The 19,647-nt window shown below is 42.5% G+C and carries 19 protein-coding genes; 8 read left to right on the top strand and 11 right to left on the bottom strand.

Annotated features, from left to right (window positions below; translation table 11 throughout):
• The first annotated feature begins 2 nt into the window (after positions 1-2).
• Positions 3-881 (top strand): DUF4292 domain-containing protein, encoded by an 879-nt coding sequence (locus MR764_RS18465; RefSeq protein WP_247980935.1) that lies wholly within the window; start codon positions 3-5, stop codon positions 879-881.
• Positions 882-917: 36 nt separating this feature from the next.
• Entirely contained in the window at positions 918-2,108 is a 1,191-nt protein-coding gene (locus MR764_RS18460) for a peptidoglycan DD-metalloendopeptidase family protein (protein WP_247980934.1), read from the top strand.
• Positions 2,109-2,111: 3 nt separating this feature from the next.
• On the opposite strand, the gene MR764_RS18455 is transcribed toward MR764_RS18460, so the two are convergent.
• The 3 genes from MR764_RS18455 to MR764_RS18445 all read right to left on the bottom strand — a co-directional run bounded on the left by MR764_RS18455 (position 2,112) and on the right by MR764_RS18445 (position 4,081).
• The gene (locus tag MR764_RS18455; RefSeq protein WP_247980933.1) at positions 2,112-2,459 is read right to left on the bottom strand and encodes a hypothetical protein; all 348 of its coding nucleotides are present in this window, start codon (positions 2,457-2,459) and stop codon (positions 2,112-2,114) included.
• Positions 2,431-3,306 carry a GNAT family N-acetyltransferase gene (locus tag MR764_RS18450; protein ID WP_247980932.1) on the bottom strand — a complete coding sequence of 292 codons (876 nt, stop codon included), beginning with the start codon at positions 3,304-3,306 and terminating at the stop codon, positions 2,431-2,433. The genes MR764_RS18455 and MR764_RS18450 overlap by 29 nt, the downstream gene beginning before the upstream one ends.
• A gap of 73 nt (positions 3,307-3,379) precedes the next feature.
• Complete coding sequence (locus tag MR764_RS18445) at positions 3,380-4,081, bottom strand: Crp/Fnr family transcriptional regulator (protein WP_247980931.1); 702 nt, start codon at positions 4,079-4,081, stop codon at positions 3,380-3,382.
• A 153-nt stretch (positions 4,082-4,234) separates the two neighbouring features.
• On the opposite strand from MR764_RS18445, the gene MR764_RS18440 reads away from it, so the two are divergent.
• The 3 genes from MR764_RS18440 (at position 4,235) to MR764_RS18430 (ending at position 6,976) form a co-directional block, all read left to right on the top strand.
• A complete protein-coding gene (locus MR764_RS18440) occupies positions 4,235-4,651 on the top strand; it encodes an OsmC family protein (RefSeq protein WP_247980930.1) in 417 nt (138 codons plus the stop codon).
• 100 nt (positions 4,652-4,751) lie between these two features.
• The gene (locus MR764_RS18435; RefSeq protein ID WP_247980929.1) at positions 4,752-5,543 is read left to right on the top strand and encodes a PRC-barrel domain-containing protein; all 792 of its coding nucleotides are present in this window, start codon (positions 4,752-4,754) and stop codon (positions 5,541-5,543) included.
• Between the two features lie 68 nt (positions 5,544-5,611).
• Positions 5,612-6,976 (top strand): NAD-dependent succinate-semialdehyde dehydrogenase, encoded by a 1,365-nt coding sequence (locus MR764_RS18430; RefSeq protein ID WP_247980928.1) that lies wholly within the window; start codon positions 5,612-5,614, stop codon positions 6,974-6,976.
• Between the two features lie 12 nt (positions 6,977-6,988).
• On the opposite strand, the gene MR764_RS18425 is transcribed toward MR764_RS18430, so the two are convergent.
• The 6 genes from MR764_RS18425 to MR764_RS18400 are packed head-to-tail and all read right to left on the bottom strand — an operon-like array spanning position 6,989 to position 14,394.
• Entirely contained in the window at positions 6,989-7,309 is a 321-nt protein-coding gene (locus tag MR764_RS18425; protein WP_247980927.1) for a hypothetical protein, read from the bottom strand.
• Positions 7,310-7,312: 3 nt separating this feature from the next.
• Positions 7,313-8,302, bottom strand: a complete 990-nt coding sequence (gene hemH / locus MR764_RS18420; protein ID WP_247980926.1) for a ferrochelatase — start codon at positions 8,300-8,302, stop codon at positions 7,313-7,315.
• 1 nt (position 8,303) lies between these two features.
• Positions 8,304-9,692, bottom strand: coding sequence for a protoporphyrinogen oxidase (gene hemG / locus MR764_RS18415; protein WP_247980925.1), 1,389 nt, complete (start codon positions 9,690-9,692; stop codon positions 8,304-8,306).
• Positions 9,661-11,037, bottom strand: coding sequence for an oxygen-independent coproporphyrinogen III oxidase (gene hemN, locus MR764_RS18410; protein WP_247980924.1), 1,377 nt, complete (start codon positions 11,035-11,037; stop codon positions 9,661-9,663). The genes hemG and hemN overlap by 32 nt, the downstream gene beginning before the upstream one ends.
• Positions 11,038-11,072: 35 nt before the next feature.
• Positions 11,073-12,287 carry an MFS transporter gene (locus MR764_RS18405; RefSeq protein WP_247980923.1) on the bottom strand — a complete coding sequence of 405 codons (1,215 nt, stop codon included), beginning with the start codon at positions 12,285-12,287 and terminating at the stop codon, positions 11,073-11,075.
• A 7-nt stretch (positions 12,288-12,294) separates the two neighbouring features.
• Positions 12,295-14,394 (bottom strand): TonB-dependent receptor, encoded by a 2,100-nt coding sequence (locus MR764_RS18400; RefSeq protein WP_247980922.1) that lies wholly within the window; start codon positions 14,392-14,394, stop codon positions 12,295-12,297.
• A gap of 530 nt (positions 14,395-14,924) precedes the next feature.
• Here MR764_RS18400 and MR764_RS18395 point away from each other — a divergent pair.
• From MR764_RS18395 to MR764_RS18385, 3 genes are all read left to right on the top strand, one after another.
• Positions 14,925-16,553 (top strand): amidohydrolase, encoded by a 1,629-nt coding sequence (locus MR764_RS18395; protein WP_247980921.1) that lies wholly within the window; start codon positions 14,925-14,927, stop codon positions 16,551-16,553.
• Positions 16,554-16,763: 210 nt separating this feature from the next.
• On the top strand, positions 16,764-17,417 hold the full coding sequence (locus tag MR764_RS18390; protein ID WP_247980920.1) for an outer membrane beta-barrel protein: 654 nt from the start codon (positions 16,764-16,766) through the stop codon (positions 17,415-17,417).
• Complete coding sequence (locus tag MR764_RS18385) at positions 17,392-18,003, top strand: hypothetical protein (RefSeq protein WP_247980919.1); 612 nt, start codon at positions 17,392-17,394, stop codon at positions 18,001-18,003. Before MR764_RS18390 ends, MR764_RS18385 begins: the two co-directional genes overlap by 26 nt.
• A 14-nt stretch (positions 18,004-18,017) precedes the next feature.
• On the opposite strand, the gene MR764_RS18380 is transcribed toward MR764_RS18385, so the two are convergent.
• Positions 18,018-18,617, bottom strand: a complete 600-nt coding sequence (locus MR764_RS18380) for an isoprenylcysteine carboxylmethyltransferase family protein (RefSeq protein WP_247980918.1) — start codon at positions 18,615-18,617, stop codon at positions 18,018-18,020.
• 105 nt (positions 18,618-18,722) lie between these two features.
• Positions 18,723-19,637: a hypothetical protein gene (locus tag MR764_RS18375; RefSeq protein ID WP_247980917.1), complete on the bottom strand. Its 915-nt coding sequence runs from the start codon at positions 19,635-19,637 to the stop codon at positions 18,723-18,725.
• Between the last annotated feature and the right edge of the window lie 10 nt (positions 19,638-19,647).

Raw genomic sequence — 19,647 nt, 5'->3', positions numbered from 1 at the left:
AAATGCAAAAGGGTTCCTTGTTTCGATTTCCGGTTTTAGGATTTGTTCTGCTTTTGATTTGGGTGAGTGGCTGTAAAGCGCCGCGCGAAATCAAACGCACCGCTGTTAAACCGATGAGCACCAATAAACTTTTGAAGAATATTGAAGACAATGCTTTTGATTTTGAATACCTTACAATTAAACGCATCAACTGTCAGTATTCCAGTTCTGAAAATAAATCGTCGTTTCGCATTAATCTGAAAGCTCAAAAAAACGAGCAAATATTGATTGCGATCAGTAAACTCAATATTCCGGTTGGAAGGGTGTTGCTTACCCCCGACAGTGTGAAATATGTGAATTACATCGATCACAATTATTTTATGGACGACTATTCGTTTATCAGCGATTTTTTGAATATGGACATCAATTTTGCCACCATTCAAAACATCATTTCCAACAATGTTTTCTCGTATCGCGACGATCCGCGTGATGATTATAAAACCTTTGATTCCTTTGTGGATTCAGGCATGTACGTCCTTCAGTCGGAGAAGAACCGGAAAATTTTCAAAATGGAAAATAAGAAGCCGCAGAAACTCGACCGGCGCTTAAAACGACTCGATGTGGAAGCGCTCATTCTGCAACGGATGTTTTTTGATCCGATGCATTATTCGCTCCGTAAACTTGAAATTTTCGACAAAACAAACAATCGAAATGTACGTATGACGTTTGATGAATTTACGGATGTGGATGGAAAAGAGTATCCGGGAGCGATTGATATGAGTTTTCAGTCGGAGGTGGAAGAAATTACTGTGAAGTTAAAAATGAGTGGTTTTTCTACTGAAGAGATTACTTCCTTTAGCATCAAGATTCCTGAAAAATACGAGGAAATCCGTGTAAATTAAGCTCGATTCATTTACATTCGTGAAAACGATTTTGGAATGAGGTATTTCGTATTCACATGCTTTATTTTTCTGGTTCCCTTCCTTGGCTTTTCGCAATCTATTTCTGAGCTGCAAAAGCAAAAGGAAAATGCTGCCAAAGAAATAGAATATACAACGCGTTTACTTCAGGAGGCCCAAAAAAACGAGAAATCTTCACTCACAAAATTAAATCTGCTCAACAGTAAAATACGTCAGCGGAACAATCTGATAGCGGCCATTAACGGAGAAATTCGCTTATACGACGAGTTTATTTCCAATAACATTATTTCCATCGATTTGCTGGGCGACGACCTTAAAAAGCTAAAGGACGAGTATGCAGAGATGATCAGGCTGGCCTATAAAAACCGACATAGCGGAGATGTGCTTTTGTTTATGTTATCGGCTGATAATTTTAATCAGGCTTACCGTCGGCTGCTCTATACCCGCCGTTATTCTGACTATCGTCAGAACCAGGTGGAAACGATCAGTTCTGTTCAGGAAGTGCTCAACGAAAGCATTAAAAAACTGGAAGAACGAAAAGCGGCAAAACAGCAACTGGTGGGGCAGACACAACAGGAACGCCAACAACTTTCGAAAGAACAGGGCCAGCAAAACCAGGAACTGCAACAACTAAAAGATCAGAAGCGAAGCCTGGAAAAGCGGCTGCAAGAACAACGCAAAATAGAAGAACAGCTCGAACGCGAGATTCAGCGTATTATCGAAGAAGAAGCAAAAAAAGGAAGGGATGCAGGAGTCTCCGGTTTTGCGCTCACGCCCGAGCAGAAACTGATAGGCGATAACTTCGAACAAAACAAACTGCGCCTGCCCTGGCCGGTTGAAAGAGGAATAATTGTGGAACACTTTGGGATTCATCAGCACCCGGTGCTTACCAATGTACAGGTGCGAAACAACGGTGTAAATATTGCCACCGAAGCCGGTTCTAAAGTACGGGCGGTTTTTAACGGCGAAGTAACCCGCGTATTTGGCATTTCAGGCGGAAATACAGCCGTTATTATCCGGCACGGGAGTTATCTTTCGGTTTACTCGAATTTACGTGAAGTAGTGGTTAAAAAAGGCGATAAAGTAACGACCAAGCAAGTGATCGGAACGGTTTTCACCGATTATAACGACGACAATAAAACGATCCTCAAGTTTCAGATCTGGCACGAAAGCCAGAAAATGAATCCCGAAGACTGGATTGTTCGCTAATCGTTAGCGTTCGTTTAGTTTTGCCTTTATTTCCCTCAGGTTTTCCAGCATCTCCATGGTTACCGGGTTTTCAACGGCAGCATTGCGCATTTCCTCTTTTCGTAATCCCAGTTTGGTATCAATTCTTCCCAGAATCAGGGAGAAAACAACAAAAGCGACCATCATTACCGGGTACGTTATCCATTTGTTTTCATCCAGAAAAGTGCGAATCGTCTCGTCTTTTAAATCATTCAAAAACATAAAAGCGATCATTAAAAAGCTGGTGTAATTGATGTACATCCGCGCACGATCGATATAAATTTTCCACCGGATAAAGGTGCGTTTATCCATTTTTATTCCCAGAAATCTCATGGTATAATGCGTTTAAATTCAGTTTCATTTTGTATTGGGAAAGGAAGTGTTTCATACCGATTTTTTCAAGAAATACCTGCGTTTCCCTGCCTGGATCGTCAATATTGTTGGTGTTGATTTCGTTTCCGGTTTTATCATAAAAATAACGGAATAAAGTGCTTCCTATTTTCTGTCGTCTGAACTTTGGAGCCACTGCAAATTGCAAAATTCTGGCTTTTGGTAAATTTCCTGCCAGAAAACCTGCCAGTTCGCCTTGTAAATAGGCACCGTAAACCGTAACGCTGTCGAGTTTTTGGAGGGTAGCCGAAGCATTTTGCCAGGAAGGCTCCCAAGTCCTGAAAGTATCCAATGTGCTGAAATCGGGACGAACGATCTCACGAATTTCAACATCGTGATTGATTAAGGCTGAAATGGGTTTTCCTTTAAAACATTCCAGGGTGGCTACCTTTTTAAAACCCGCTGCCGTGTATGATTTTATGGCGGGAATATTTTCGCTGATGACTTCCAGCTCAATTTCAGCAACCTTTTTATCCCGAAGTAAAGGAATAAGCTGTTCGTACATTTTTAAAGTAGCTTTTTGCCCTCTGAATGCTTTCAAAACACCCGTGGCTGCGTTGTATGCAACTGTTTGGTTATTTACTTTACGGATGGCATGCAGCATAAAGCCTACCGGTCTTCCGCCGGTAAACATTCCCATCGAATGATCAGGCAAAACATCTTCCGACATCATTTTCTCTGAGAGTATCTCAGGAGTAAGATTTATTGGTACAAAATACTCTTCGAAAGCACGGTTGAACAGCTTAGTTAATTCATTAATCGTTAGATTTTCAAGCGTTTGAAATTCCATTATTGGTTAGTTTGAAGTTAAGTTTACGGGTAACAAAAAACCGGCTTGCGGCCGGTTTCTGTAGGTATCGTTTTTAAAGATTAGCCACTCTTGTAAGCGAGGCGATATCAAGAAACTTGATCTTTCGGCCCTGCAGCTCGATAATTTTATCGCTTTTGAATTCTGATAGCAGCCTGATTACCGATTCAGTTGCCGTTCCTACCATATTGGCCAGCTCCTCGCGGGTAAGCGAAATTTGAAGCGTATTTTGATTGTCGAGGTCAAAATTTTCCTTCAGGAGCAAGAGTACTTCAGCTAAACGCTCACGTACGGTTTTCTGCGCAATATCGGTAATGTAATCGTTGGCTTCGCGCAATTCGCGGCAGGCAATCTGTAACATGTGATGCGAAAACTGCCAGTTGCTTTGGATCAGGTACAACAAAGTTTGATAAGGAATGTGACAAAGCGCTGCTTCGTCGATTACTTTTGCCGTTGTACAGGCCAGTTCCTGGCTCAGCAACGAACGATACGCAATGATTTCACCTTTTTTGGCAAAACGAATGATCTGTTCCTTTCCGTCGATACCGGTTTTATAGATTTTGATGATTCCGCGGGTAACACAGAAAAATCCGGTTAGCCTGCTTCCTTCGCGGTAAATGATGGTTCCTTTTTTGTAAATCGAACACGTTTTTTCGAAGTTTAAACGATTGAACTCATCTTCTGTCAGTTTTTTAAACAACTGAAATCCACTCAAATCCGATTCTGCTTCTGACGGCCTTTTAATTGCGCTTCTCATTTCAGGTTCTTAAAATAAATTATTTTACGGCTCATTCTAATAGGGGATAAAAATACAATTATCTGCTTTATCCTAAAAACTATTTATATACATAACTCTATGTTGTATATTTGTTGCAAAAGTAACTTAAAAGTATTTTAAAATTAGGATGTTATGAAGCATATTGTCGATATGGCGTGGACGGACAAGCTCGCTTTCGAAGCCGACATGGACGGGCACAAAGTGATAGTGGATGCCACCGAGGAAGCTGGTGGGAGCGATCTGGGACCGCGTCCGAAGAAATTGATGCTTACGGCTTTAGCGGGTTGTACCGGTGTTGACGTAATCATGATTCTGAAAAAAATGAAAGTGGATGTGGAAGCTTTCAATGTAATTGTTGAAGCCGATGTTACCGATGAACATCCTAAACATTACTCCAAAATGAAAGTGGTTTACCAGTTTAAAGGAAAGGATTTACCTCTGGAAAAACTGGAAAAAGCGGTGAAGTTGTCGGAAGAGAAGTATTGTGGGGTAACGGCTGTGTACCGAAAGGCCATGGAGATGGAAATCGAAATCAGGATTGTAGACTAAAAATACCGAAGAAGCGGCCCAACAGCCGCTTTTTTTTATGGAACTGTTTTTTGCAAATCAGTGATTAATTTTCACCTTTAATCTCATAGAATTTTAAGCGATGAAAACGATATTTCAGACGATATTTCTTTTTCTGCTTGCCGTTGGAAATGTTAACGGTCAATACATTGGCGATCCTCTGCTGTACATGCCCTGGAAAAAGATTGTTTTGCACAACGAGGCCAGTTTCAAAAAGTACAACGATCTGACCTGGGGCTCGGGTTTTCTGATCAATTACCACAAGGATGTAATTGCCATTACCGCGCGCGATCTTACCGGTACCACTTACAGTTGGGGAGACATTATTCCGGTTGATTCTTTCCGCACGGAACTGAAATCGTGGAAAATGTTTGTTTCCGACGACCCTTCTCAATTTGTATTGCTTGATAGCCTGTTTATGAAACAGCGAATCGAAAAGAAATCGTTCATTTTTTTGTATTCGGCTCCCTTTCTTTCCTTTTCAATAAAAGAGAAAAATGAGAACATCATTCCCCTTGAACCCAATGTTAACCGTATTCGAAATAAAGACAGCCTGTTTGTAGTGGGATATGACAACGACCATAATCTGAAGATGGTTAGCGGAATCGTTGAAACGCCAATGAATGAAAAATATTCGGAGCCGGATATTCGGCTGAAAGTGGAAGACTATATTTTTTACAGCAATTTCGTTGGGGCGCCCATTGTCAACCAGAAGGGAGAAGTGGTTGGCGTTGTAAACCGAATGTATGATTTGAAAAAGAACAAAAAAGGAAGAATTATTCGCGACGATAAGGAGGAAGAAGGTTCGTATTACGAATATTTTTTGAACGGAACTACTATGCGGGTCATTCTTGGGAAAGACTATGTCAAATAAATGGGTGCAGCAGTCCTGTTTTTTGACCATATTTTGTACTTTTAAAAGTTACAACACAAATTTTAGCCATGTTACAATCGATCAACCCAACCACGGGAGAAGTGGTTAAATCATACGAAGCGCACACCAACGAAGGAACAGAGAAAATAATCAATGCCGTAGATAAAAGCTGGCAGCACTGGAAGAGCACCTCTTTTATGTTTCGGGGCCAGTTGATGCAGAATTTGTCGGGATTATTAAAGTCGAAAAAGGACGAACTGGCTTTTCTGATGGCGCTTGAAATGGGGAAGGTAAAACGTGAAGGAATTGCCGAGATTGAAAAGTGTGCCTGGGTTTGTGATTATTATGCGGCAAATGCCGAAAGCTTTCTGGAAAACGAGCCCATTCGGACAGAGGCTTCCAGATCATATGTTTCGTATCATCCCCTGGGGACGATTTTTGGAATTATGCCCTGGAATTTTCCGTTTTGGCAGGTATTTCGTTTTGCGGTACCCTCACTGATGGCCGGCAACACAGCGGTATTGAAACATGCCAGTAACGTGCCGGGTTGTGCAATTGCCATCGAAGACCTGTTTCGTGAAGCCGGATTCCCTGAGAACGTTTTTCGCTCTCTGTTGATTGACAGTAAGAAGGTTGAGAAAGTTATCCGTCATAAAGCAATAAAAGCAGTGAGTTTAACCGGGAGTACGCCTGCCGGAAAAAGCGTGGCTGCCATAGCCGGATCGGAACTCAAAAAATGTGTGCTGGAGCTGGGAGGGAGTGATCCCTACATTATTATGGAAGACGCCGATATGGAACGTGCCGCAAAAAAATGTGCTTCCGGAAGGCTGATAAATGCCGGACAAAGTTGTATCGGCGCCAAGCGTTTTATCGTGGAAGAAAAAGTGTATGCCCATTTTCTGGAGTTGTTTACCCACGAAATGAGCGCTGCCGTGTTTGGCGATCCTTTTGATGAAGATACAACCATTGGTCCTTTGGCAAGAACCGATCTGCGCGATGAATTGCATCAGCAGGTAGTAGCTTCGGTCGAAAAAGGCGCTGAAGTGATCATCGGGGGAGAAATTCCGCGTATAAAAGGGGCTTTCTATCCACCCACAATTCTGGAAAATGTAAAACCCGGAATGCCGGCCTACGAAGAAGAGCTTTTTGGACCGGTGGCTGCAGTAATAAAAGTAAAAGACCTTCAGGAGGCGATTAAAGTGGCAAATGACACCGAATTTGGATTGGGGGCAGCCATTTTCACCGCCAACACTTCAAAAGGCGAAAACATCGCTGAAATGCGTTTGGAAGCGGGGGCCTGTTTTGTAAACGATTTTGTGAAGTCTGATCCGCGCTTACCTTTTGGCGGAATAAAAACCAGTGGTTTTGGCCGAGAACTTTCGTCGCAGGGAATAAAAGAATTTACCAATGTAAAAACGGTGGTAGTGAAATAGCCGTTTCGGTTTTTAATCCGGTTTTTTTGAACTTTTCAGCGGATATTTGGCGTAAATTTTTCGTCCGACGAATTGCCCCAGAAAGAAACTTCCGATCAGAAACGGAGCCAAACCCCAGGTTAGCGACAGGCCAAAGAATTTCCGGATAAGAATGATCAGTGGAACCGGGAGGTGAATAAAGAAAAACCACCAGAAGGAGAGTTTCCTGAACTTTCCACGCATATATCCAAACGGAAGATTAACCACAAAAGTAACAAGACAGGTTAACAAAACACGTATCCAAAGCTCTTCGGGATATAAATCTGACGGAAGAATGTTCAGGAAATCACTCATCCCTTAATTGAGTTTTTCTTCAATCAGTTCACACAAGGTATCCACCCAGCGATCCTCGGTGTTTAAACTTTCGACCAGTTTTACTCTTTCTCCGCCTTTCTGCCTGAATTCGCGGTTGTAATCGTGGTCGATCTCAACAATGGTTTCCAGGCAATCGGTTACAAAAGCCGGTGCCAGTACCAGAATTTTCTTTTTACCTTCCTTTAGTTTGCGGTCGAGCACATCATCCGAAAACGGAGTCAGCCAGTTTTTCGAAAGCCGCGATTGAAATCCAATGGTGTACTCATCGTCTTTCAAACCCATTTCCTTGGCAATTAACTGGGTTGTTTCGCAACAGGCGCGGCTGTAGGCATAAACTTCTCCGGCCGGCTGGTCGTCGGGTTGGCTCTTTTCATCCTGACGGTTGGGTAGCCCGTGGTACGAGAAAAGTACAAAATCGTAACTTTTCGGATCGTATTTTTCGGCCTGCTCGGCAAAAGCTTTGATAAATCCCGGATTTCGGAAGAATTGCCCGATACGGATAATTTCAACATCAATTTTTTTCTTTTTCACATACTCTTCAACCGCTACAAAGGCAGTCTCGGTTGTAGAAAGTGCATGTTGCGGGAAAAGCGGCAAAACGATCAGCTTTTTATATCCTTCTTTCTGAATTTGAAGAAGCGCCTGCTTATAACCGGGATTTCCGTACCGCATCCCCACAAAAACATCGGCTTTTTCGCCCAGTTTATGCTGTAATTTTTCCTGCAGTTCTTTTGAAAGATAAATAAGAGGTGAACCTTTTTTGGTCCATAGCCGCAGGTAAAGTTGAGTCGATTTTTTTACCCTGAAGGGGATAATGATCAGATTCACAAGTATTTTTCGTGCCAGCCACGGAATATCAATTACTCGTTTATCATTCAGAAATTGAGTAAGATAACGACGTACTGCCGGCTTGGTTGGAGCATCCGGACTACCTATATTGACCAGTAAAACAGCTGTGTTCGACTTATTCATATCAAATGGTTGAGAAATGATCAGCAATAATGCGGCCTTGTTTAATACGGTCGGCCATTCCAATTCCGTCGCGAATGTTTCCGGCCAAAATCACACCCGGGAATTCTTTTTCGAGCGCTGAAATGGCAGCCAGTTTCTGTTCGCTTTCAAAACTGTATTGCGGAATAGCATGTTCGTAACGGAAAATGCGGCATATATCTGGATCGAAGGTTTGAAGTCCCATCATTTCAGTGACTTCCTGTTCAACGATTTTCAAAAGTTCTTCGTCGTTCAATTCAAACAACTCGGGTTTTCGGATGCCACCCATAAACACCGACAGCATGGCACCGCCCTCGGGAGCACGGTATTTCAAAAACGAGGACAGGAACAAGATACCCAGTACCTGTCGCTTTTCAGCCGATGGTACCAGTCCTCCAAACGATTTGATCGGTAAGCCTTTCCAGTTTTTGAATCCCAGTGAAACCTGCGTTACTTTCGCATATTTCATCTGGTTGATTTCGCCTACTTTTTCAGCCGGAAGAAAAGGAAACAGGTGTTGTAATCCATACGCGCCAACCGTAGAAATTACATGGGTAAACGTTTCTTCACCCAGTTGGTAGGAATTGTTGTCATCCAGTTTTTTTACTTCAAGGTTTTTGCAACTGAGGCTGATGTTCTCGTCGCCAATATTTTTTACAAGGGCTTTCACCAGGTTTTCGAGGCCACCTTCTGCCGAAAAAACAGCTTTTGTGGCTTTCTTCTCTCTTTCGGTTTTGGGCTCTTTGGCTTTTTTGATGGTGCCGCCAATAAAACTGCCGTACTTATGTTCAAGGTTGTAAAGTTTGGGCAGTGCAAAACGGGTGATCAGTTTTTCCGGATCGCCGGCATAAACACCCGATAAAAACGGATCGACAGCATTTCTGAGGAAGCTTTTCCCCATGCGTCGGCGGACCATTTCGGCAACGGTTTCATCGGGATTGGTGCCGGGTTTTCGGAAAGGCTCACCCAATATGCGAAGCTTGTCGCCAAAGGTAAACAGGGGAGTGGCAATACCGCCGATCAAACCCGAAGGAATGGCTTCCCATTTTCCGTTTAGCCAGATCCAGCGTGCTTTTGCTGCCTCGTTGGCGACTTCAAGTGTGCAATCGTCTTTCAGGTCTTCAAAAAGTTCGGCAGCTTCGGGTTGCCCCAATGCACCGGTGTTCGGACCCGATTCAAATATAAAACCATCCTCTTGGTTGGTTCGGATCACTCCTCCGGGGCGATTATCTTTTTCAAAAACATGAAATTTTACACCGTTCTTTTTGAGGTAAAAAGCGGTGGTTAATCCGGTTAATCCGGCGCCGATAATGGCAATTTTAACATCTTCTTTATTCACGTTACAGGGCTCTTGAGAATTTTTGTGTCGCATTTTTTAAGATGGGATCGAGGTTGGCGGCAATGTTTCTTACAAAAAACTTTCCGCGGTCAAGCACCGTAATTTCATCGGTGTTAAAAACCAGCAATCCTTCTTCAGCAAATGCTCCCAATGATTCTTCCTCATAGCTGATTGCCTTTTTGATTTCATCTACGCCGATGCCAAAAACCTGTTCTGCATCTTTCCATGAAATATAGTAATTACACATCACTTCGTTGATCACATGGCGGATTATTTTTTCCCGCTGACTGAGTTCATACCCTTTTTCAACGGTGAATTTTCCCTGGTTGATCTGATCAACATAAGTGTTGGTGTCTTTTATATTCTGTGCATAAGCGCTTTCGAGCTGGCTGATTCCGGTGGCTCCGAAAGCATATACCTGGCCCGTAGTTTCGCGGGTACAGTAACCCTGGAAATTACGGTGTAGTTTTTTGCTGTTGAATGCAATGGCCAGTTCATCGTCGGGTTTGGCGTAGTGATCCAGTCCGATGGCTGCATAACCATTTTGGGTAAGCAGTTGATAGCCTTTTTCGAACATGTCGAGCTTTTTAGTTGCCGATGGAAGGCCTTTGGCTTCAAGTATTTTTTGTGCCTTGCGTACCCACGGAACATGTGCATACGAAAACGTTACCAAACGATCGGGCGAGATTTCAATAGCTCTTTCGATGGTTTTGGCAAACGAATCCACATCCTGATAAGGTAGTCCATAGATAAAATCGAGGTTAATACCTGTGTTGGGGTGTTTCCGGATCATAGCCACCAGTTCTTCTACCGGAATAATCGAGCCGTCGCGGTTAACATTGTCCAGCACTTTTTGATCAAAATCCTGAATTCCCAGACTGAACCGGTTGAATTTCATGGCCACCAGCCGTTCAATAAACGCTTCGTCGAGCATGGCGGGATGGCATTCCATCGCAATTTCCGCTTTGTCGATAAAAGTGAAATTGTCGTGAATAACCTGCATGATTTCATCAATCATTCCCACGGGCAACGAATTGGGTGTTCCGCCTCCCCAGTGTACCTGCGAAACTTTTCGGTTCGGATCGAGGTAATTTTTTACCATCAGGATTTCTTTCTTTACGGCATCGACATAGCGCCGCATTTTATCCTGATCCTTTGTTAAATGGGTATTACAGCCACAGTAATAACATATTTTCGGACAGAACGGAATGTGAATATAAATCGAAATATTCTGTGGATTTTCGGTATTCGAACGTTCCAGTATCCGGATGTAGTCATCGGCGGTAAAATCGGGTGTGAAAAAGTTGGCCGGCGGGTAACTGGTGTACCTTGGTACCGGTGTATTGTATTTTTGAATAAGTCTTTGATCGATCTGCATAATCTGAAATTTAAAAATAAAATTTGTTTACGGCGCTATTCCTCTTCGCGCTCGTAGAACGATACATTGAATATAAACGGTAAAAGCAGCAAAAGGATCACACACAATGCAATCTCAATGCCAAATAATCCGCGATAGCCGATTGCATCCGCTATTTTTCCGCTCATTATTGCAATTACCAAACTACTAAGATGGGTGATAACGATTTGGATGGTGAAGTCGGTTCCTTCACGCCCCTTGCGTACCACCTGCATACTCATGGTATAAACAAATACCGACGCCATTGCATAAGTTCCCCAAAGCAATGCAACTCCGATATACATCAGTAACAAATGATGGTTGGTAAAAGTTAAACCAAAAAAGTAAAGCGCCACGATCAGGTTCATGACCGGAAAATACCAGACTGATCGCACAATTCCCCGGCGGCGGAGAAACATTCCGGCAGGAATGGTCATGGCCACACCGCAGGCCGTTCCGAAAATGCCCGAAATAACGCCAATTTTCTTTACATCGTAACCCAGGTCAACAAAGTAAGGTTTTACCATGGTTAGTATTCCGATAATTCCTGAATAAAACAGGAACAGCAGTAATACGTGGCCGCCTATTTTCTTTTGTTTAAAGAAGTAGGCAAAATCGAAAGGTGAAACCTTTTTGGAAGGACCTTTGGTCTCGAGGTCTTTTCGCACTTTGTAGAGGGTAACCGGTATAAGTGCCAGCAACACAAAAGCGCCAAGCGAGTGTAGCAGCATTTTCCAGCCCCAGTAGTGGTAGATAATCAGCAGTACGCCGCTTCCCACCATGGTTCCTATAAAGCTTCCGGCCGATTGCATGCTGTTTCCCAGGCTGCGTTCCTCCTTTTTCAGTACAAGAATGGCAAAAGCGTCGGTGGCAATATCCTGTGTTGCCGAAGCGGTAAATGCAATCACCATCAGCACCACAATGGCTATAAAATCGGTGGCCAGGTTTAGCGAGCCGATGCTCACAATCACCATTGCATAAAACACTTCGGAAGCTAAAATCCAACGCCGGTATTGCGCTTTGGTTTTGCTGGTGAAATCCACCAACGGGGCCCAAAGCAGTTTTAAAATCCATGGAAGTTTTATCAGCTGGATATAACCGATCGACTCCAGCGAATAGTTTTCCATGCGCATGATCACAGGGATCACCGTCGAGAAAAAACTCATCGGGATCGACTGTGCCAGGTAGAGACTCAGCAGCGTGCCGTATTTGTTCAGTTCATTTTTATTCATCGGCCGGCTAGAATGCAATTTTCAGGTTGAATCCCATGGTTGCCGGTTTCCCGATTTGTGCATAGGAATTTCCCAAAGCCTGAAAATAGAAAGAATTGTAATTAGCGTCTAAAATATTTTTACCCCAGAATGCCAGTGTCACATTGTTTTTTTCGAAGGTGATGCGGTGGTTCAGTAATCCGTAGTAATCCTGATAAGCTTCGTTGGTTTCTTTCCAGTAATGCTTTCCAAAACCATTGTAGGTAACGTGAAAACGAACACGGTCGAGCCACGAATTGTCGAGTTCAAGTGTGTAATTTGCACCCGCATTAAATGAGAAACGGGGAACATAAGGAATATAATTTCCGCTGTAGTCTTCGTTTTCGTCTTTAACGTAATCGGTAAATTTAGCATCGTTGTAACCGAAACTGAACCAGGTTTCAAGATTTTTTGCCGGCAGTGCCTTGAGTTCAAATTCAACACCTTTGCTTTCCGATTTTCCGGCGTTGGTCAGCATCGAGCCTGTTCCGCTGGGCACGGTTTGGTATATCTGCTGGTTGGTCCAGTCGATATAAAAGAAAGCCAGGTTGGCATATACGCGTTGTTCCAGCCATTTTGCCTTGATACCGGCCTCGTAATTCCACGATTCTTCGGGTTTGAAAGAGCGATCTTCTTCACGTTCAAATGTGGAATTAAAACCTCCCGAATTATACCCTTTGGCAACAGTTGCATAAGGAACAAAATATTCTGAAATGCTGTATTTTAGCGCAAAACGCGGAAGAATTTCAAAGAAATCCATTTCACTGGCAAAGGTTTCAACCGGTTTAAGTTCTCCGTTTGGAAATTTGTCGTAGAAATAACTCAGCATGGCTTTTTCAAAATCGGCGCGTAATCCCACAGTAAATGAAAGCCCACCTAAATCGAAAGTTGATTGGTGGAAAAAAGCAAGACCTGAATTATTATTGCCGTAGGTCTTGGTATAACGATATTCGTTATAGGGAAGCCGGTATTTTGCGAGGCCGTCTTCGCCATATTCTACCGTAACCGACTTATCCTGATACTGGCTAAACGAAAATATACCAAACATCCAGTTATACAGATTTTGTTCACACGATTGCATGTTGTATTCCTGAGAATACATGTGTTGTTTTTGATTTTGTATTACAAAAAACAACGACTCCGGAGTAAAGTCCTGATCGATATCCTGAAAATCTTTGACCGACTGATAACTTGTTGTAGCGGTAAACAGAAATTTTTCGGCCTGATAACTCAGGTTAATCCCTGTCGACAGCATTTTTCGGTTATACAAGCTCTCATGGTCGTAATTAATCGCTCCCGCCCGGTTGGTTGAATCGTTAAACACAGCATACGGATAGCCGATTTGCTTGCTGTCTTCGTACTGAATGTTACCGTTGATATGGAAATTTTTTAACGGATTGTATGCCAGTTTTAACCGACCTGAATAACTTTCAAGTGCATCCACTTTTGTATTGTTAAATTGGTTGGTGAAAAAGCCTTCGTTGTCGCGCACATTGAAGTTACCCAAAACCGACAGTTTTTCGGTGATTGGCTGGTTGTGTGAAACTTGCACATTCTTTTGATTGAACTTTCCATAATCGGCGGAAACGCTTGTGCGTCTTTTATTGCCGGGTTGATTGGTGATCACGTTGATCAAGCCACCCATGGCATTTCTTCCGTACAAGGTTCCCTGCGGTCCGCGCAGTACTTCGATACGTTCCACATCAAAAAAATCAAAATTGAAAGCTGATTTTTCAAAGTAGGGAATCCCGTCGACATAAAGTCCCACCGATGGTGTATTGATTCGGTTACCCACACCCCGGATATAAACCGGAGAGGTAAGTTTCGAACCATAATCGGGCATAAAAAAGTTGGGAACCACCGCCGAAATATCGGTCAGGTTCTGAATTTTATTGTTTTCAATCAAACGTTCGGGCACCATTGTCGCGGCTGCCGGAATCTCAAATATGTTCCGGTTGTATTTGGGCGATTTTATTTCGATGTCCTCCAAATGGTAATGTTTGATCGAATCCTGTGATGTATTTGTTTGTGCTTTAATCGCTGAAATAAATGGCAGCATCGCCGCTAAAAGCATTACTGTTTTTCTCATGGTTTCAATTTGTTGATGTATCTCGTTCCTTTGAAAATAGGGAACAGGTTATTATTAGGGCATTTGTTTTTCATGCTAATACCGGAGGGGGGCGACAAAAAAAAAGGTTTGGATTTGAATCCTGCTTGAAATGCGTGCTTTTTAACCGGCCTTTCCGGTGAGGTTGTTGAAATATCTTCGGAAGTGTAGTCTCTTCCTGTTTTGTATATTGATTTTCAAAGTGATAAACAAGGTCGGAAACGTAAGTTTCATGCTGTGTATTCAGATTAAATTCAACCTGTTGAGAATTTTCAGTAACACGAATGTTGCCGTTACTGGCTTCTTTAACTCCAAACAGTAGAAAATAGGCATAAAAAAACAGGAAAGCCAAATAGGGGAAGTGGGTTGTAAATATTCCGAATGTAAACATTTGTTTGTGCCTTTTCTGTCAGCCGGCAAAGTTATAAATAAAATTCAGCTGAACAGTAACTTGTATATGTTTTAGAATAGCACTTTAATCCATACATTTGGCAAAATTCAAAGCTTAGGTGATGAAGAAGCTGTTTTTGGTTTTAGTAATACTGTTTTTTATGATCGGCTGTACAACCCGGGAAAAAGTGGATTTGGTTTTAACCAATGCAACGATTTACACAATCGATAATGATTTTAGGATTATAGAAGCCCTTGCTGTAAATCAGGGGAAAGTGTTGGCCACCGGGACTTCCAAAGAGATACTATCAAAATACGAAGGGCAAAAAACACTCGACTTAAAAGGCAAATTTGTATATCCGGGATTTAATGATGCACATTGTCATTTCAACGGATACGGTGTTGACCTGATGCAATATGCCGACTTGCGCGGCACCAAAAGTCCGGAGGAAATTTATGAAGTGATAAAAGCACATCACGAAAAATTTGGCGGAGAATGGATTCTGGGCCGTAGTTGGGATCAAAACGACTGGCAGGTAAAAGAATTTCCGGATAAGACAAAATTGGATGAATTGTTTCCAGATACTCCGGTTTACCTGGTTCGGGTTGACGGGCATGCGGGCTGGTGCAACTCCAAAGCCTTGGAAATGGCTGGTGTAACTTCATCGTCGAAAGTAAATGGGGGAGAAGTATTGCTGAAGAATGGCAAGCCCGGCGGAATTTTGATTGATAATGCCATGAGCCTGGTTTATAGCCTTGTTCCCCAAATAAGTCCGGAACAACATGAAAAAGGATTACTGGCGGCTCAAAAAAATTGTTTCGCGGCAGGATTGACCTCTGTAACCGATTGTGGTTTAGGTAAAAGTGCCATTTTACTGATGGACGAAATGCAAAAGGAAGGGATCCTGAAAATGAGGATCAACGCGATGTTGGATCCAACACAGGAAAACTTTGAATATTTTGTAAAGAAAGGCGCTTACCAAACCGACCGTTTATTGGTGAACACGATAAAAATTTATGCCGATGGCGCGCTGGGTTCGCGTGGAGCTCTGCTTTTAGCCGATTATTCGGATAACCCCGGTAATCGTGGTCTTCAGATAGAATCTCAGGAGTATTACGACAGCATTTGTCAGCTGGCGTACGATAACAATTTTGTAGTGGCGACCCATGCCATTGGCGACGGCGGTAACCGTTTGATTTTGGATACTTATGCTAAGTTTCTGAAAGGGAAGAACGACCGACGCTGGCGTATCGAGCATTCGCAGATTGTTAATCCGGAGGATTTTCAAAAGTTTGGAGAGTATTCGATTGTTCCCTCCATTCAGGCAACGCATTGTACTTCTGATATGTCCTGGGCGGAAGATCGTTTGGGCCCGGAGCGGATCAAAGGCGCTTATGCTTACCAGATTTTACTTCAGCAAAACGGCTGGTTGCCCAACGGAACAGATTTTCCGGTGGAGAACATTGAGCCGCTGTTTACCTTTTATTCCTCGGTTTTTCGTACCGATCATAATGGCTGGCCAGAAGGCGGCTGGCCCATGAACGAAGGCTTGACACGCGAACAAACGCTGCGTTCTATGACCATCTGGGCCGCAAAAGCATCGTTTGAAGAAAAAGAAAAAGGCAGCCTCGAACCCGGTAAATATGCAGACTTTGTGGTACTTGATACCGATTTAATGACAGCCACGCCCGAAGAAGTACTGAAAGCGAAAGTGGAAAGTACCTGGATTGGTGGGGAAAAGGTGTTTTGATGAACCCATTCATTGATATTGGGATCGGTCAAGTTATTGTCTGATTTGCACCTTATTTCAGGGCAAGACACGATTTCTTGTTATCAGGTTTAATTTGTAAAAGATAGCTGGTGACAAAAAACTCTATTTTCAATTATTGTAATTGTTTTATCAATCAACGCAACCATCGGATTGTATTTATCATCTGCTAATAAACCAATAACCTGAATTATGAAAATTCCCAAAATTGTCTCCTGTAAATCTCCAACGCTGTTTTTTAAGCTGTTCGCGTTGTGTTGGTTGTTCTTTGTTTTTGCATTGAAAGCCGAGGCACAAATTGCAGTAATCGGGGGCGTTAATTTTAGCGATGTACGAAACGATGTTTCATTGGAAAATAAAGAAGGGCTTACAGCTTATCATTTTGGGGTAAGTGTTCAGTATTATCCGATAAAAAGCCTCGAAAAATTATCCATTACGAACGAACTGATTTTCTCACAAAAGGGTTATCAGCAAAGCTTCGCCGAGGATTATACTTTCCGTTTTAATTACATGGCATTACCTATTTTAGTTAATTATGAGCCATACCCTTTTTTTTCGATTCAGTGCGGGATTGAACTAAGCCAGTTGATGTCAACGAGTATCAAGCAGGGAATGAAAACATACAGGCATTTCGATACGGGACTGGTGTTGGGAATAAGTGTTTTCGATAACTCAAGAATTAGTTTTTATTCCAGGGCTACTTATGGTCTGAGGTATATGCTGGATTATGTGGTAATTGATGAAATGGGAAATTTTGACAGAGATATAAATGACATCTACAACGTTTGCTTTTCGGCAGGCATTAAAATCAAATTGAGGAATGAAAAAATTGCGTTTGGTAAATAAGCTATGGATGGCAGGTCTGGCGATTGGGCTGTTCGCCTGCAACGGTATATTTGTTCCTGATCCAATCGATCCACGGCTTCCAAAATACACTGAGAGCGGCAACAATGTTGCGGGTGCCTTTGTCGGCAACAAAGTATGGGAATCACAGTTAACGTGGAGTTTGTATGGGTATTCATACGCTCCCTTGGTGAATGTATGGCCTGAAAAAGATAGCCTGGTTATATGCTTTTACGGAAGTGCCGAAAACGGGCATTCAAGTATTGAATTTTCTCTTCATGAATCGGAAGTGGATGGATTTGAGGATATAAGCCATTTGGAAGGACAAAAAATTGCACTTGATGGAGTAACAAATAAGGCATTTTACATTCGTGAATCAAATTATCAGGAAGCATATAAACATAAGGGAATTGGCCAACTCTATATCCGAAATGTTGAACTGAACGATTCATTGAGTAGCGCCATTTTTTCCGGTACTTTTGGGTTTTCTGTAACAGATTCGATTGGTAATACCACTAAAATATCGTATGGGCGTTTTGATTACCGGCTGGGAAAAGAGAACAATTTTTTTATTTCGACCGAGCAGTAGTTAAGCTCAGAATTTCAAAAATACCTTCCCGTTTTTTGCTGATAGTTTAGGTATTCTTCCCCGTAGTTTTCAAGCAGAAATCGTTCTTCTTTCAGAATAAAAAAGTGAATGCCAATAATAGCTGCCAGCGAAAATACGATGTTAAAAACAGAAGATAGCATCGACGCCACTCCAAGAAAATAGAGGTCAAGCGAAAAGAAAAAGGGATTACGAGAAAACGAAAATACTCCGCTTGTGATCAGTTTTCCGCAGTTGTTTTCATCCAGGCCCATTCGCAGCGAAGTTTTGAAATGAACCAGCGTTATCATCCAAAGAATCAGTGCACCGAAAATTAGAATAATGCCAATCTTTTTTAATATTGAAAAATTGAAAAGCAGCGTCGTAACAGATGTTGGAAGAAGGGAGAACGAAACCTGAAAAGCTGGTCGGATCAGCTCGAAAATCCAAATTAGAAAAATAAATGCAAAAACAGGATAGAGCACTTTTGATGAACGGTTCTTTTGAGAAGATGATATTACCTGAATTTGCTTTTGCTTCAGGAGATAAATTCTGCCTACCACAAAAATGAGCATCAGCAGAAATCCCGTCAGCGGAAAGTAATTGAAAAACTCCATCTTATCTGTTTACCCTCTAAAATTAGTTGAAATAGAAGTTAATGCCATAAAAAATCCCCGGTAAAACGACCGGGGAGTAATATCATTCATGGTTTGAAATTTTGTTTAGATATTGGGGAACGAGATTCCGATCATCATCGGATTAAGTTCAGGGCCTTTGCCGTCTTTAAACAACGGAGTAAGTCCGTAATTAACAAATACGCAGAAATCGCCGAATCCGATTCTTCCGGTAAGATCAAATTTAAACTGCGAAAGGTTAAAGTTGCCCCTGGCTTTATCTTTGTTCCCGTCGTATTTAATTTTGGTGTGCGAACCAATGTGTAGGCCGCCAATTATACCACCAGCCAGGTAAAGATGCGATCCTCCCATCCGGAGCGGTGTTTTTCCTTCGAGCATCAAAGGAGCAGTCAGGTAAGTCATTGTCAGTTTCGATTTGTTGAAATTCTCCAGTTCGTCGAGCGAAACCGGAACAATGATTCCGCTGCTTGGATCTTTTTCGATCGTAATGCGGCGATCAAAGCGGTAATCCGAAAAACTAAGTCCAAGTCCGGTTACAAAGGCGAAGTTGTTTTGCTCATTTTTGAAGGCCCACTCGGCGAAATTGATGTTCCAGGTGAGTGATTTTCCGGGAATGAGGTCGAAAAATTCGTTGCCGTTATACATCGAGTAATCGGTGCTGCTAAACAGGTTCATGGCTACTTCAACCCCCGCCCAGTGCGGATTAAAACTCCCGGCCCAGTTTTTTCTTTTGGGTTCTTTGCTTACGTTTACATGGGTCCCGTGCCAGTCTTCCACCACGTCAAAAGTCCGCCGTCCGATCCTGATGCGGGTGGTATCGCCCCAGTCGTCGGTAATTACTTCAACGCCTTTGTTTTCTCCAACTTTAACTTTGGTCCCTCTTCCGTCTTCAACTACGGTAACCACGTTTTTTTTCAGAACTTTTACCTGGGTGGTATCTTCTTGTGCAAAAAGGTTGGTGGCTAGAGCACCGCACAAAAATAAGGTCATTAATCGTTTCATCTTTTTCTAT

Source organism: Maribellus sp. YY47, from assembly GCF_023111095.1.
Taxonomy (GTDB): Bacteria; Bacteroidota; Bacteroidia; order Bacteroidales; family Prolixibacteraceae; genus Draconibacterium.
Note: the sequence above shows the minus strand (reverse complement) of the source record. Positions and strands in the feature narration are given on the sequence as shown.